Source organism: Pigmentiphaga kullae, from assembly GCF_004216695.1.
GTDB classification, from domain to species: Bacteria; Pseudomonadota; Gammaproteobacteria; order Burkholderiales; family Burkholderiaceae_B; genus Pigmentiphaga; species Pigmentiphaga kullae.
In genome coordinates, this window is record NZ_SGXC01000002.1 from 1,595,732 (window position 1) to 1,609,092 (window position 13,361).

The following is a 13,361-nucleotide window of genomic DNA, read 5'->3' on the forward strand; positions in this document are numbered from 1 at the left end:
CTCCCTGTACCGGGGGGCATATCGGATATAGGCGATCTATAATTCGATCCATGGCGATATTGTTCGCCCATACCGTTTTCTCGTCATGGACCTCGACGCCACCATCAAGGCGCTGGCGCATCCGGCGCGGCGCGACATCCTGCAATGGCTCAAGGAGCCGGAACGCCATTTCGCCGGGCAGGAACATCCGCTGGAAGTCGGCGTCTGCGCCGGCATGTTCGAACGCTGCGGCCTGTCCCAGTCGACCGTGTCGGCCCATCTGGCCACCCTGCAGCGCGCCGGTCTCGTCACGACCCGGCGCATCGGACAATGGGTGTTCTACAAACGCAATGAAGAGGCCATCGCCCAGTTGGTCGACCAGCTCCGGGAGCTGTGACCTGCCTCGGAATCCCCAGGGGAAAACGTGCCGGAATGTGCGTCAAAAACCACAAACCGAAACCCTTGCGCACATTATTGACCAATCGGATACACAAATTGCTTACGCAAATCTTACTTCCAGCCTCCACCATGGAAAATACCTAGAGACGCTGATAGAATTTACCCGTGCTCGAATAACGGCAGACACAGCAGCCTTGTTTGGGTAAGAACGGGAAATAGCGCTATTTCTGGTTTGTGTTTTGTGTATTACGACTGACACCTCAAAGGAAAAGAGATCATGAAGAAGACCCTGCTCCTGGCCTCGCTGCTGGCAATCGCTCTGTCGGCTTGCGGCAAGAAGGAAGAAGCTGCTCCGGCCCCGGCCGAATCGACTCCTCCGGCCGTCACCACCCCGGCTGAGCCCGCGCCCGCCCCGGCCGAGCCCGCTGCTCCGGCCCCCGCCGAGCCCGCCGCTCCTGCCGACCAGGCCCCCGCCGCCCCGGCTCCGGCCCAGCAGTAAGTCGAATGCGAAACCCAGCCGGCCCCGCCGGTTCCGGGTTTCCGTAAATCGACAGCCGCCAGCGCGGCTGAAAAAAAGCCCTCGTCACCCGGGGGCTTTTTTTCATCGCCGGGCCGCCCCAAGATGAAAAACGCCCCCTTGGGGGGCAGCGCCGCCGCGAAGCGGCAAGCGTGGGGGCATTTTTCATGGGTCCAGGGCCACCCAATCGAATCCGGTGTCCTGGTCGGCCACCCCGATTTGCTCGGGCTGCCATCCCAATATCGGCGCGAGCGCCGCCCGCGCCAGTTCCGGCACATTGTTCTGCTTGCTGAGATGGGCCGCGTGCAGGTATTTCAGGCGCGATCGGTCCACTACGCGCAAGATCTCGGCCGCCGCCGCGTTGGACAGATGGCCGTAGCGGCCGGCTATCCGGTATTTCAGCGAAACGGGGTAATCGCTGCGCGCCAGCATGTCCGGGCAATGGTTGCATTCGAGCACCAGCGCATCGCAGCCGGACAGCGTCCGGTGTACGTGCGGCGTGCCCTCGCCCAGGTCCGTCAGCACCCCCAGGCGCCACTGGCCGTCGTCCAGCACGTACTGCACCGGCTCACGGGCATCGTGGGGCACGGGAAACGGCTGCACGCGCAGGCCGCCTATGGAAAAGGCGGTGTGGCTGTCGCAGCAGACGGCTGTCATGCCTTCGGGAATGCGGGCCGCCACGGCGGCGCGCGTGCCGGTGGTCAGGTGCACGGGAATGCCATGGCGGCGGGCCAGGCGGAATACGCCGCCGATATGGTCGCCGTGTTCGTGCGTGACCAGGATGCCGTTCAGCGATGAAGGCTCGATGCCACGGGCGAGCAGGCGCCTTTCGACCTCCTTCAGCCCGAACCCGCAGTCGATCATGACGCGGGTCACCGACAACCCTTCCCTGGCCTCGACAACCAGGGCGTTGCCCTCGCTGCCGCTGCCAAGACTCGTATAACGCATGAAGGGCTCGCCCCTATGCGCGCGTAGCGCCCGGGAGTATCCCGGGCGCTGGGCGGTTGCCGGCCATTACTTCAGCTGGTTGGACAGGACGTTCAGGATGCGCCGGCCGGTGGCGGTGTTTTCGGGCGCGCCCTGCGCGTTCAGCACGGTGACCTGGGTGCGGTCGTTGGACGTGACCAGTTTCACGCGGTACTGCGGACGGGTTTCGGGCTTGTCGCCGCCGCGGCCGAACAGGCGGCCGAAGAAGCCCGGCTTGCTATCGGTGCTGGCCGCGTCGGTATCGACGTAGCGCACGTAGTAGACGCCCTCGGCGCGGTTGCGGTCCTCGACCGTGAAGCCGCCGCGATCCAGGGCCAGGCCCACACGGCGCCACGCACGATCGAACGGTTCGGCGATCTGCAGCGCGCCGGTGTCGCCCGAGCCGGTCACCAGTTGCGGCGCCGCGCCGGCGGTTACCGGCGTGGCGTTGGCCACCGCCGCCTTGGCCCGGTCGAAATCGGCGCCCAGGCGGGTCATCAGGCGGCTCAGCATCTCCGCTTCCAGGCCCGGGTCATTGGGACGGGTGGTCCAGGTGGTCTGGCTCTTCTCCGCGCCGGTCAGCACCTCGACCGCGCCGCGGTGGCTGATGTAGATCTCGGTGCTGTTGCCCACGCGTTCGAGGCGGGTGCGGAACATGTCGCGTTCGCCGGTGGACCACAGCGAATCGAAGACCTTGCCGATGGTGTTGCGGATGAAGTCCTGCGGGATCTTCGCCCGGTTCTCGGCCCAGTCGGTTTCCATCACGCCGGCCTGGGGCAGGTCTTCGCGCATCAGGAAGCCCAGGTCCTGCCAGAACTGGCGCACCACGGGGTAGAGCTGCTCGGGCGAGCGATCGACCACCACCAGCCAGCGCTGGTCGCCGTCGCGTTCGACACGCATGTCGGAACGCTCGGGCAGCACATTGCTGGCGGCCGGCTTGGTTTCAGGCTGGACCGTCGAGTAGCTGGAGAAGGTCGTGGTCGAGGGCGCCGGCGGCGTCGACCCGGAAGAAGTCTGGGAAGGGACCTGGAACCGGTTGTCGGTGGGAAGCTGGGTCAGGTCGGGGGGCACTTCCAGCTTGGCCGAAGGCGGCTTGGATGCGCTCTTGTAGTCGATGGACTCTTCCTTGCCCAGCAGCTGGTTGACGCTGCTGCATCCCGCGAACAGCGCGGACAGGGAAACCAGCACCGGCAGGACCGCCAGGCGCGGCAAATTCATACGAACTGCGTTCATTGATGAGTAACTCCTGAAGCCGCCGCCGGCCCATGCTGGGTCCGGCGGGTCATGTCGGGGCGAAACATGGGGGCGTGTGGGATTCAGATTTCGACACCGGCCGCCTTGAGCGCCTCGCGCACCGCAGCGTGGTGCTGCGCGCCGAGTTCGGTCATGGGCAGGCGGTACCCCAGCGCCATGCGTCCCATCCGGGCCAGGGCCCACTTGACGGGAATGGGGTTGGGTTCGAGGAAGAGGTTGCGGTTCAACAGCGCCATGCGCTGGTTGATCTTCGCGGCCAGGCGGGCATCGCCGGCCACGGCCGCCACGCACAGCTCATGCATCAGGCGGGGCGTGACGTTGGCGGTGACGGAGATGTTGCCCCGCGCGCCCAGCAGCATCAGCGCCGCCGCGGTGGGGTCGTCGCCGCTGTAGACCGCGAAATGCTCGGGCACCTGGCCAAGCAGCAGCGCGCCGCGGCCGATGTCGCCGGTGGCGTCCTTCAGCCCGACGATCCCGGGCACCTGCGCCAGGCGCACCGTGGTCTCGCCCGCCATGTCGCAGCCGGTGCGGCCCGGCACGTTGTACAGGATCATCGGCAGGTCGACCGCCTCGGCGATGGTCTTGAAGTGCCGGTACAGGCCTTCCTGCGTGGGGCGGTTGTAGTAAGGCACCACGGACAGGCCGGCGTCGGCGCCGACCTTCTTGGCGGCCTCGGTCAGCTCGATGGCTTCCGCCGTGGAGTTGGCGCCGGTACCGGCAATGACCGGCGCGCGGCCCGCCACGTGCTGGACGGCGAAACGAATCAGTTCGACATGCTCGTCCACCGCCACGGTGGGCGATTCGCCCGTCGTGCCCACCACCACGAAGCCATCGGTGCCCTCAGCCAGGTGCCAGTCGAGCAAAGCCCGGAACGCCTCGAAATCGAGCTTCCCGTCTGGCTGCATCGGAGTGACGATTGCGACGATGCTGCCTTCAATAGGAGTGCGAGATGTGGTTGCCATACGCTGCCAGGGGTGCCCGAAACCGGACGAAAAGGAAGAAAATCAATGGAGTATACCGCCTGTAGAGGCTCCCTCCTACGTGCCGCGCGCGCCCCCCAGGAAACCGCGGATCCGGCTCCGCCGGTCCGCCGGTTTCGCCCCCCCGGGGGGCGCCCGAAGGGCGTAGGGGGGGACTACAGAAACAACCGGACGATGGCGTCGCCCAGGGCCAGCATGGGCTGGACCAGGAAGCCCAGCACGCCGGTCATCAGCAGCACGATCAGGATCATCATGCCGTAGGGTTCGATCTTGGAATATTTCCAGGCCAGATCGTGCGGCAGCAGGCTGAAGACGATGCGGGCGCCGTCCAGCGGGGGGATGGGCAGGAGGTTCAGGGCCATCAGCATCAGGTTGACCTGCACCCCCGCCACCGCCATGGCGACGAAGAAGGTTTCGTTCACGCCGGACTCGACCATGAGCTTGAGCCCCACCGCCCAGATGATGGCCATGACGAGGTTGATGCCGGGGCCGGCCGCGGCCACCCACAACATGTCCTGCTTGGGCCGGCGCAGGCGGCCGAAATCGACGGGCACGGGTTTGGCCCAGCCGAACAGCAGGCCCGCCCCGCCCAGCAGCTTGCTGGTCAGCAGGATGATCGCCGGCACCAGCAGGGTGCCGACCGGATCGATGTGCTTGATGGGATTGAGCGTCACGCGGCCGGCCTGGGTGGCCGTGTCGTCCCCGAACATGCGCGCCACGTATCCGTGGGCGGCCTCGTGCAGGGTAATGGCGAAGATCAACGGGATCGCATAGACCGCGATTGTCTGAATGATGGAATCCATCGCGGCATTGTAGCGGCAGAGCATGGCCGTCCGGCGACGGCCGCGCGCTTTTCCGGGCCGGGGATTACCCCGCGATGCCGAGGGTGGCGGGATCGCCCCGGCCGCGGCGCACGACCTCCGGCTCGGCGCCGGTCAGGTCCACCACGGTGGTCGGCTCGAAGGGACAGGCACCCCCATCGACCACCGCCGCCAGCTCATGCTCGTAGCGCTCGCGGATCTGCTCGGCGTCGTTGAGCGGTTCGTCCTCGTTGGCGGGAATCAGCGTGCTGGAAAGCAGCGGCGCGCCCATTTCCTCCAGCAGGCACAGCGCGATCGGATGATCGGGGACACGTATGCCTATGGTCTTGCGCGAAGGATGGGACAAGCGCCGCGGCACTTCGCGCGTGGCCTCGAGAATGAAGGTCCAGGGCCCGGGCGTGGCCGCCTTCAGCAACCGGTACTGCTGGTTGTCGACGTGGGCGAACTGGCCGATCTCGGCCAGGTCCCGGCACAGTACGGTCAGGTGATGCCGCTCGTCCACGCCGCGCAGGCGCCGCAGCGCCTCGGCCGCGTGCTTATCGTCCAGCGGCGCCACCAGCGCGTAGCTGGAGTCGGTGGGTATGGCCACCAGTCCGCCGGCCCGGATCAACTGGACCGCCTGCTTGAGCAGACGCATCTGGGGATTCTGGGGATGAACGGAAAAAAACTGTGCCACGACTGCGGGCCCTCGCAAACATCGATCACGCCCGGAAACCGTCCGGGCACCCTGCCGCCTACTCGGCGGCCAGCGCGCGCAACTCGGCGGCCAGCTTGGCCAGCGCGGCATCGCGGCCGGCGGCATCGGCAAAAACGGAGCCGCGCGCGACCGCCGCGCCGTCCAGTTCCAGCACGTACGAATCTCCCTGCGCCCGCAGCGACCGGGCCGGATCGGCCAGCGCGCGCAGCCGCTTGATGGCGGCGCCGGCCGCCTGGGCATCCGCATGCGGCTCGGACAGCAGCAGGTCCTGGCCATCGGCAGCCAGGAAGCGGAAGCGGAAGCGGCCGTCGTCGTCACGGAAGCTGACGAAACGGGCCTGCTTGCCGGCCTTCTTCTTCGCGGACTGCGCGGGGGAAGACGCGCGCGGGGTATCCAGCCCGACCGCCGCGCGCAGCTCGGCCAGGAACGGCTCGCCTATGGCGCGCGCCTTGCGGGCGCCTTCCAGCAGGATGTCCTCGATGTCGTCGGGGCGGGCCATCAGGGTGTCGTAGCGCTCGCGCATGGGGCCGACTTCGCGCTCGATGCGTTCGTACAGCGCCTGCTTGGCGTCGCCCCAGCCCATGCCCTCTTCCAGCGAACGCCGGAACGCGGCGGCCTCGCCCTCGTCGGCGAAGGCCCGGTAGATCGTGTAGAGCTGCGAATTGTCCGGATCCTTGGGTTCGCCCGGCAGGCGCGAATCGGTCACGATGCGGCCGATGGCGTCGCGCAGGTGCCTGGCGCCGCCCTCGAACAGCGGAATGGTGTTGTTGTAGCTCTTGGACATCTTGCGCCCGTCCAGGCCCGGCAGGGTGGCCACGGCCTCGTCGATCTGCACCTCGGGCAGCACGAACAGTTCGCGGCCGCCGCCGTACAGGTGGCTGAACCGCTGGGCGATGTCGCGCGCCATCTCGATGTGCTGGATCTGGTCGCGGCCCACCGGCACGCGGTGCGCGTTGAACAGCAGGATGTCGGCGGCCATCAGCACGGGGTACGAGAACAGCCCCATCGTGACGCCGGCGTCCGGATCCTCGTTGTCGGCCACGTTCTGGTCCACCGCCGCCTTGTAGGCATGGGCCCGGTTCATCAGGCCCTTGGCGGTGACGCAGGTCAGCAGCCAGCACAGTTGGGGGATCTCGGGCAGGTCGGACTGCCGGTAAAAGGTGACGCGGCTGGGGTCCAGCCCGGCGGCCAGCCACGTCGCGGCGATCTGCAGGCGCGAGCGCTGCAGGCGCGCGGGGTCCTCGCACTTGATGAGCGCGTGGTAGTCGGCCATGAAGAAGAAGGCATCGTTGTCGTCGTTGCGGCTCGCCAGGATGGCGGGGCGGATGGCGCCCACGTAGTTGCCCAGGTGGGGCGTGCCGGTGGTGGTGATGCCGGTGAGGATGCGGGTTCTCATGGGTCGGAGCGCGACAAGCGGGAAGGTGGAACGTAGAGCCGCAGTGTACCTCCCGTGCCGGGAGCGCGCCCGGCATGGCGGATAATGGCGGATTGCCTTTTTACCTTCCCGGGTCCGCCATGTCTTCGATTACGTTCACGCTCACGGGCGAGTTTGTGCCGTTGTGCGATTTGCTCAAGCTTACGGGTCTTGCCGACTCGGGCGGAGCGGGCAAGGCGCTGGTCGCGGCGGGGATGGTGAAGGTCGATGGGCAGGTCGAGTTGCGCAAGACCTGCAAGATACGCGCCGGGCAGGTGGTGGAAATGGATGGGGCGCGGATCCAGGTCCGGGGCTGACCGCAGCGCCCGATCCCCCTGCCCGGCGTCACCCGCCTAGTGCGCCTGTTCCCACGTGTAGCCCGTGCCCACCTCGGCCACCAGCGGCACTTTCAGTTCGGCCACGTTGCACATCATCTCGGGCAGGCGGTGGGCGACGATCTCGCTTTCCTCGCGCGGGACTTCCAGGACCAGTTCGTCGTGCACCTGCATGACCAGGCGCGCGCCCAGCCGGTCTGCATCCAGCCAGTCCTGCACCGCGACCATGGCCATCTTGATCAGATCGGCGGCGGTGCCCTGCATGGGGGCGTTGATGGCGGCGCGTTCGGCGGCCTGGCGGCGGGGGCCGCTGCCGCCGCGGATCTCGGGTAGCCACAGGCGGCGGCCGAAGACGGTTTCGACGTAGCCTTGTTCGCGCGCCTGTTCGCGCGTGTCGTCCATGTAGCGCGCCACGCCGGGGTAGCGGGCGAAATAGCGGTCGATGTAGTGCTTGGCCGCGTCGCGCGTGATGCCCAGGTTGCTGGCCAGGCCGAACGCGCTCATGCCGTAGATCAGGCCGAAGTTGATGACCTTGGCGTAGCGCCGCTGTTCGGCGTTGACCGCCTCGGGCTGGACGCCGAAGATCTCGGCCGCCGTGGCGCGGTGGATGTCCTCGCCGCGGGCGAAGGCCGACAGCAGGTTCTCGTCGCCGGAAATGTGAGCCATGATCCGCAGTTCGATCTGCGAATAGTCGGCCGACATGATCAGGTTGCCCGGGTCGGCCACGAAGGCCTCGCGCACGCGCCGGCCCTCGGGCGTGCGCACCGGGATGTTCTGCAGGTTGGGATCGCTGGAAGCCAGCCGGCCCGTGACCACCGCCGCCTGGGCATAGCTGGTGTGCACGCGCCGGGTCCGGGCGTTGATCATCTTGGGCAGCTTGTCGGTATAGGTGGACTTGAGCTTGGCCAGTCCCCGGTAGCTCAGCAGCGCCTGCGGCAGCGGGTAGTCCTCGGCCAGCTTGCTCAGCACGTCCTCGTCGGTGGACGGCGCGCCGCCCGCGGTCTTCTTGACCACCGGCAGTTGCAGCTTGCCGAACAGGATCTCGCCCAGTTGCTTGGGCGAGTTCAGGTTGAAGGGCTGGCCGGCCAGTTCGTAGGCGCGTTGTTCGAGCACCAGCAGTTCCTGGCCGATGGCATGGCTCTGGCGGGCCAGCTCCTCGGGATCGATGCGCACGCCGTTGCGCTCGACGACGGTCAGCACGCGCGAGACGGGCAACTCGATGGCGTAGATGCGCTCCAGGCCAGCGTCGGCCTCGATACGCGGATACAGCGTGGCATGCAGCTGGAGCGTGTAGTCGACGTCCTCGCAGGCGTACTGGGTGGCGACGTCGATGGCGACCTCGTCGAAGCAGAGCTGGTTGACGCCCTTGCCGCACACGTCGACGAAGGACAGGCCCTTGCGGCCCAGCCAGCGCTGCGACAGGTCGTCCAGCGACACGCTGCGATGCGACTCCAGCACGTAGGCTTCGAGCATGGTGTCGTGCGCGACGCCGCGCAGCGCGACCCCGGCGTTGGCGAAGACGTGCGTGTCGTACTTGGCGTTGTGCAGCAGCTTGGGGGCCTCGGCGTTCTCCAGCCAGGGGGCCAGGCGCGCCAGCACCTCGTCCTTGGGCAGTTGTTCGCCGGCGTCCGGATGCCGGTGGGTCAGCGGGATGTAGCAGGCCTCGCCCGGCTTGACCGCGATGGACAGGCCCACCAGCCGGGCCTCCATTTCCACCAGCGAATCGGTTTCGGTGTCCAGGGCCACCAGCGGCGCCGCCTGGATCGCGGCCAGCCAGCGGTCGAAGGCGGCCCAGTCGCTGACCGTCTCGTAGTTCACGGTTTCCGGCGCGGCCGGAGCGTCGGCCTGCACGCGCGAATCGCCTTCGGGAATGCGGGACTCGTCGCCCGTCAGCTCGCGCAGCCAGGTGCGAAAGCCGTAGCGTTCGTACATGACCTCGAGCTTCTCGCGGTCGACCGCGCGCATGGTCAGCGCATCCAGGTCGGGAATGTGGGCGCTCAGGTCGCAATCGGTGCGGATGGTGATCAGCGAACGCGTCAGCGCGAAATTCGGGATCGCCGTGCGCAGGTTGGCGCCGGCCACGCCCTTGACGGTGTCGGCCTGCGCCACCAGTTCTTCCAGCGTGCCATACTGGGCGAGCCACTTGGCCGCCGTCTTGGGCCCGACCTTCTCCACGCCCGGCACATTGTCGACCGAATCGCCGATCAGCATCAGGTAGTCCACGATGCGCTCGGGCGGCACGCCGAACTTCTTCAGCACGCCTTCGGCATCCAGCGTCTCGGAGGTCATGGTGTTGACCAGCGTCACGTGGTCGTTGACCAGTTGCGCCATGTCCTTGTCGCCGGTCGACACCACGCTGTGTATGCCCTGCCCCGCCGCCTGCAGGGCCAGCGTGCCGATGACGTCGTCGGCCTCGATCCCCTCGATGGCGAACACCGGCCAGCCCTGGGCGCGTATGGCCTCGACGATGGGCCCGACCTGGCGCGCCAGGTCTTCCGGCATGCTGGCGCGGGTGGCCTTGTACTCGGGATAGAGGTCGTCGCGGAAGGTCTTGCCCGGCGCATCGAAAATGCAGGCGAGGTAGTCTGCCTTATGATCGTTCAGTGCGCGGCGCAGCATGTTCAGCACGCCGTACAGCGCCCCGGTCGGCTCCCCCTGCGCGTTGCGCAGGTCCGGCAGGGCGTGGTATGCGCGATATAGATAGCTGGACCCGTCCACCAACAGCAACGTCTTGATCATGATCAAACACAGAGAAATCGAAATAGGCAAGGAAACCCACGACGGCGGAAACGTCCCGAAGAAACCCGGACGCATCCCCGGCCTGCGGGACGTGGTGAGCGTGGAGCGTGCCACCGCCACCAAGGCTCGCGAGTCATGGCATGTGCTGGGGATTATGTCAGAGTTCTTCGAGGCGTCCGAACGCCTCGCGCAGATCCGGCCGGCGGTCAGCATCTTCGGCAGCGCCCGCATCCCCGCCGGCGACCCCCGCTACGAAACGACCGAACGGATCGCCCGCAAGCTGTCCGAGGCGGGTTTCTCCGTCATTTCGGGCGGCGGCCCCGGCATCATGGAGGCGGCCAACAAGGGCGCCTACGAGGGCCCCAGCCCCAGCGTCGGGCTGAACATCGAACTGCCCCACGAGCAGTCGAACAACGCCTACCAGAACATCAGCCTGTTCTTCCGCCATTTTTTCCCGCGCAAGGTGGCCTTCGTCAAGTTCACCTCGGCCTACGTGGTGCTGCCCGGCGGCTACGGCACGCTGGACGAGCTTTTCGAGGCGCTGACGCTGGTGCAGACCAACAAGAGCCGGAAGATGCCCATCATCCTGGTCGGGTCGGAGTACTGGCGGGGCCTGGTGGACTGGATCCGCGCCCAGCCGCTGGCGCAGGGACTGATATCGCCGGGCGACCCCGACCTGCTGCAGGTGATCGACGATCCCCAGGCCATCGTCGACGCCATCTTCGACTTCTACCAGCACGAGGGCTTCACCCAGTCCCCGGGAGAGCGCGAGCGGCTGCTGAACCTGTAGCGTCCGCGACGGACGGGCCGGCGGCGGGGGCGATGACGCTAGAATGCGGGGTAATCGTCGATATCCGCCCTCACCCCCGCTTATCCATGGCCGTATTCACCCCCGTCACCGAAACGGATGCCCGCGCGCTGCTTGCCGACTATACGCTGGGCGAACTGCGCGCCCTGCGCGGCATCCCTTCCGGCATCGAGAACACCAACTATTTCCTTACGACCAGCCAGGGCGAATACGTGCTGACCCTGTTCGAGCGCCTGACGCGCGAACAGTTGCCGTTCTACATCGACCTGATGACGCACCTGGCGGAACACGGGATTCCCGTCCCCCACCCCCAGGCCACGCGCGACGGGCGCCGGCTGGCCGAGTTGAACGGCAAGCCCTGCACCATCGCCACCCTGCTGCCGGGCAAGTGCGAGATGTCGCCCCTGCCCGCCCATTGCGAACAGGTCGGCGCCACGCTGGCCCGCATGCACCTGGCCGGGCGCGACTTCCCGGCGATGCAGCCCAACCTGCTGGGGCTCGACTGGTGGCGGGAGACCGAGCCCGTCGTCGCCCCCTACCTGGACCCGGCCGCCGCCGCCATGCTGCGCGACGAAGTGGCGGTCCAGACGGCGTTCGCGCAGACCGACGTCTGCCGCGCGCTGCCGCGGGGGCCGGCGCACTGCGACCTGTTCCGCGACAACGTCCTGTTCGCCGGCACGCGCGAGGCGCCGGTGCTGGGCGGTTTCATCGACTTCTACTTCGCCGGCTGCGACACCTGGCTGTTCGACCTGGCGGTCTGCGTCAACGACTGGTGCATCGCCCACGCCAGCGGCGCGTTCCAGCCCGAGCTTGCCCAGGCGATGCTGGGCGCCTACGACCGGGTGCGGCCGCTGACCGATGGCGAACGCGACGCGTGGCGCACCGTGCTGCGGTCCGCCGCGCTGCGTTTCTGGATGTCCCGGCTGCGCGATTTCCACCTGCCGCGCCCGGCGCAGACCCTGACGCCGCACGATCCCACCCATTTCGAACGCATCCTGCGCCTGCGGCGCGACGGCGACATTTTTCCGCTTCCCTGAGCCATGACACATCTTTCCTACCGGCACGCGCCGACGAGGGCCCACGCACGCATTCCGCATCCGCGGGGGGACCGCTGATGCAAGCCGCCTCCCTGGCACCCCGCGCCGGCTGGCAGTGGGTGCGCGACGGACTCGCCCTGTTCCGCCTGCAGCCCATGGCGATGTTCACCTGGGCCCTGACCGTCGGTTTCATGGTCCTGGTGGCCAGCATTCTCGCCCCCGTCGGCCCCCTGCTGTTCGTCGTCGGCATGCCGGCGATCACGGTCATGACGCTGGAGGCCTGCCGCGCCATCGAGCAGGGCCGCACGGTGCTGCCGCTGCGCCTGTTCCAGGTGCTCAAGGCGCCGGGCCTGTTCAAGAAGCTGCTGGCGATGGGCGCCCTGTACGTGGCCGCCGTGCTGGTGGCGGGCCTGGTCGCCTTCCTGCCTTTCGCCGATGGCCTGAGCGAGGCGATGTCCGGCCTGTCGTCGGACGACGTCGCCGGGGTGCTGGCGGCCATGCGCGCGCCCATCGCCTTGTTCGGCATCCTCTACGTCATCATCGCGGGCTTGTTCTGGCACGCGCCGGCACTGGTGGCCTGGCACCGGCTGGGCATTCGCAAGGCCCTGTTCTTTTCCGGCATCGCCTGCTGGCGCAACAAGGGCGCGTTCCTGATGTACGGCGCGACCTGGCTGCTCGTGGTGCTGGCCCTGGAACTGGGCGGCGGCCTGCTCGAAGCCGTCGGCATGTCGCCGACGATTTCCGGGCTGATTCAAATGCCTTTCAATTTCGTCGCGGCCGCGGTGCTGTATTGCAGTTTTTATCCTACTTACACCAGCGTATTCGGAGCGCCTCCCGCACCGGGTTTCGGCAACGGTTCGTGAGGGATTTTGTGGGCGATTTTCTCAGTGAAAACCCGGGACTTCACCCACACCGCCGGCATTTTCCGGTTCAATCCGGCAAACGCGGTTGACGGGCCCAAAGATAGCCCGTATAACGGCGGGGCATGATTTTCAAGAGTACGAGTTGCTGTACAAAATCGCTTACCACTGCGGTACGGTTGTTCATGGTCTCCATCCTTGATTGTCTTGCTTACATTCGTTTGGTCATTTCATTTCAAGGATAAACACCATGGAAACCGGCACCGTCAAATGGTTCAACGACGCCAAGGGTTTTGGCTTCATCACGGCTGATTCGGGCGGCGACGACCTGTTCGCCCACTTCTCCGAAATCCGTGTGGACGGATTCAAGACCCTGCAGGAAAACCAAAAGGTTCGTTTCGAAGTCACCGTCGGCCCCAAGGGTCGCCAGGCTTCCAACATCCAGCCTGTATAAGCTATAATCAGCTTATCCGCCAAAACCCCCGCTTGCGGGGGTTTTTTGTTTTTGCCTGGAAGAAAGGCCCCTGCCACGGGCCACCCCAGGAAGCCATCCCA

Annotated in this window: 14 protein-coding genes; 7 read left to right on the forward strand and 7 right to left on the reverse strand. The window is 66.9% G+C overall.

The features are described from left to right. Window positions 1–85: 85 nt before the first annotated feature. On the forward strand, window positions 86–376 hold the full coding sequence (locus tag EV675_RS21865) for an ArsR/SmtB family transcription factor (RefSeq protein ID WP_130359740.1): 291 nt from the start codon (window positions 86–88) through the stop codon (window positions 374–376). A 279-nt stretch (window positions 377–655) separates the two neighbouring features. Further along, window positions 656–877, forward strand: coding sequence for a hypothetical protein (locus EV675_RS29770; RefSeq protein ID WP_165404705.1), 222 nt, complete (start codon window positions 656–658; stop codon window positions 875–877). Window positions 878–1,060: 183 nt separating this feature from the next. Here EV675_RS29770 and EV675_RS21875 read toward each other — a convergent pair whose 3' ends face one another. The 6 genes from EV675_RS21875 to EV675_RS21900 all read right to left on the reverse strand — a co-directional run bounded on the left by EV675_RS21875 (window position 1,061) and on the right by EV675_RS21900 (window position 7,009). Continuing rightward, window positions 1,061–1,843, reverse strand: a complete 783-nt coding sequence (locus EV675_RS21875) for an MBL fold metallo-hydrolase (RefSeq protein ID WP_130359744.1) — start codon at window positions 1,841–1,843, stop codon at window positions 1,061–1,063. A gap of 66 nt (window positions 1,844–1,909) precedes the next feature. After that, window positions 1,910–3,094: an outer membrane protein assembly factor BamC gene (gene bamC / locus EV675_RS21880; protein ID WP_242621536.1), complete on the reverse strand. Its 1,185-nt coding sequence runs from the start codon at window positions 3,092–3,094 to the stop codon at window positions 1,910–1,912. A gap of 83 nt (window positions 3,095–3,177) precedes the next feature. Continuing rightward, complete coding sequence (gene dapA, locus EV675_RS21885) at window positions 3,178–4,077, reverse strand: 4-hydroxy-tetrahydrodipicolinate synthase (protein ID WP_130359746.1); 900 nt, start codon at window positions 4,075–4,077, stop codon at window positions 3,178–3,180. A 173-nt stretch (window positions 4,078–4,250) separates the two neighbouring features. Continuing rightward, entirely contained in the window at window positions 4,251–4,898 is a 648-nt protein-coding gene (locus tag EV675_RS21890) for a site-2 protease family protein (protein ID WP_130359748.1), read from the reverse strand. A gap of 64 nt (window positions 4,899–4,962) precedes the next feature. Then, window positions 4,963–5,592, reverse strand: a complete 630-nt coding sequence (locus EV675_RS21895) for an L-threonylcarbamoyladenylate synthase (protein ID WP_130359750.1) — start codon at window positions 5,590–5,592, stop codon at window positions 4,963–4,965. A 58-nt stretch (window positions 5,593–5,650) separates the two neighbouring features. After that, on the reverse strand, window positions 5,651–7,009 hold the full coding sequence (locus EV675_RS21900) for a tryptophan--tRNA ligase (protein WP_130359752.1): 1,359 nt from the start codon (window positions 7,007–7,009) through the stop codon (window positions 5,651–5,653). Window positions 7,010–7,128: 119 nt separating this feature from the next. On the opposite strand from EV675_RS21900, the gene EV675_RS21905 reads away from it, so the two are divergent. Further along, window positions 7,129–7,344 carry an RNA-binding S4 domain-containing protein gene (locus EV675_RS21905; RefSeq protein ID WP_130359754.1) on the forward strand — a complete coding sequence of 72 codons (216 nt, stop codon included), beginning with the start codon at window positions 7,129–7,131 and terminating at the stop codon, window positions 7,342–7,344. A gap of 36 nt (window positions 7,345–7,380) precedes the next feature. Here EV675_RS21905 and polA read toward each other — a convergent pair whose 3' ends face one another. Beyond that, the gene (polA, locus tag EV675_RS21910; RefSeq protein WP_130359756.1) at window positions 7,381–10,101 is read right to left on the reverse strand and encodes a DNA polymerase I; all 2,721 of its coding nucleotides are present in this window, start codon (window positions 10,099–10,101) and stop codon (window positions 7,381–7,383) included. On the opposite strand from polA, the gene EV675_RS21915 reads away from it, so the two are divergent. The 4 genes from EV675_RS21915 (at window position 10,100) to EV675_RS21930 (ending at window position 13,260) form a co-directional block, all read left to right on the forward strand. After that, a complete protein-coding gene (locus EV675_RS21915) occupies window positions 10,100–10,891 on the forward strand; it encodes an LOG family protein (protein ID WP_130359758.1) in 792 nt (263 codons plus the stop codon). The two genes, polA and EV675_RS21915, sit on opposite strands and share 2 nt — an antisense overlap. 86 nt (window positions 10,892–10,977) lie before the next feature. After that, a complete protein-coding gene (locus EV675_RS21920; RefSeq protein WP_130359760.1) occupies window positions 10,978–11,946 on the forward strand; it encodes a homoserine kinase in 969 nt (322 codons plus the stop codon). A 77-nt stretch (window positions 11,947–12,023) separates the two neighbouring features. Further along, window positions 12,024–12,809 carry a BPSS1780 family membrane protein gene (locus EV675_RS21925; RefSeq protein WP_130359762.1) on the forward strand — a complete coding sequence of 262 codons (786 nt, stop codon included), beginning with the start codon at window positions 12,024–12,026 and terminating at the stop codon, window positions 12,807–12,809. A 247-nt stretch (window positions 12,810–13,056) separates the two neighbouring features. Next, window positions 13,057–13,260: a cold-shock protein gene (locus EV675_RS21930; RefSeq protein WP_087841797.1), complete on the forward strand. Its 204-nt coding sequence runs from the start codon at window positions 13,057–13,059 to the stop codon at window positions 13,258–13,260. The last annotated feature ends 101 nt before the right edge of the window (window positions 13,261–13,361 follow it).

What these genes read in the sequence shown, in the direction of transcription:
- bamC (WP_242621536.1), bottom strand. Translation starts at nt 3,094, where the DNA reads ATGAACGCAGTTCGTATGAATTTGCCGCGCCTGGCGGTCCTGCCGGTG.
- EV675_RS21890 (WP_130359748.1), bottom strand. Translation starts at nt 4,898, where the DNA reads ATGGATTCCATCATTCAGACAATCGCGGTCTATGCGATCCCGTTGATC.
- polA (WP_130359756.1), bottom strand. Translation starts at nt 10,101, where the DNA reads ATGATCAAGACGTTGCTGTTGGTGGACGGGTCCAGCTATCTATATCGC.
- EV675_RS21865 (WP_130359740.1), top strand. Translation starts at nt 86, where the DNA reads ATGGACCTCGACGCCACCATCAAGGCGCTGGCGCATCCGGCGCGGCGC.
- EV675_RS21905 (WP_130359754.1), top strand. Translation starts at nt 7,129, where the DNA reads ATGTCTTCGATTACGTTCACGCTCACGGGCGAGTTTGTGCCGTTGTGC.
- EV675_RS29770 (WP_165404705.1), top strand. Translation starts at nt 656, where the DNA reads ATGAAGAAGACCCTGCTCCTGGCCTCGCTGCTGGCAATCGCTCTGTCG.
- EV675_RS21900 (WP_130359752.1), bottom strand. Translation starts at nt 7,009, where the DNA reads ATGAGAACCCGCATCCTCACCGGCATCACCACCACCGGCACGCCCCAC.
- EV675_RS21925 (WP_130359762.1), top strand. Translation starts at nt 12,024, where the DNA reads ATGCAAGCCGCCTCCCTGGCACCCCGCGCCGGCTGGCAGTGGGTGCGC.
- EV675_RS21915 (WP_130359758.1), top strand. Translation starts at nt 10,100, where the DNA reads ATGATCAAACACAGAGAAATCGAAATAGGCAAGGAAACCCACGACGGC.
- dapA (WP_130359746.1), bottom strand. Translation starts at nt 4,077, where the DNA reads ATGGCAACCACATCTCGCACTCCTATTGAAGGCAGCATCGTCGCAATC.
- EV675_RS21920 (WP_130359760.1), top strand. Translation starts at nt 10,978, where the DNA reads ATGGCCGTATTCACCCCCGTCACCGAAACGGATGCCCGCGCGCTGCTT.
- EV675_RS21875 (WP_130359744.1), bottom strand. Translation starts at nt 1,843, where the DNA reads ATGCGTTATACGAGTCTTGGCAGCGGCAGCGAGGGCAACGCCCTGGTT.
- EV675_RS21930 (WP_087841797.1), top strand. Translation starts at nt 13,057, where the DNA reads ATGGAAACCGGCACCGTCAAATGGTTCAACGACGCCAAGGGTTTTGGC.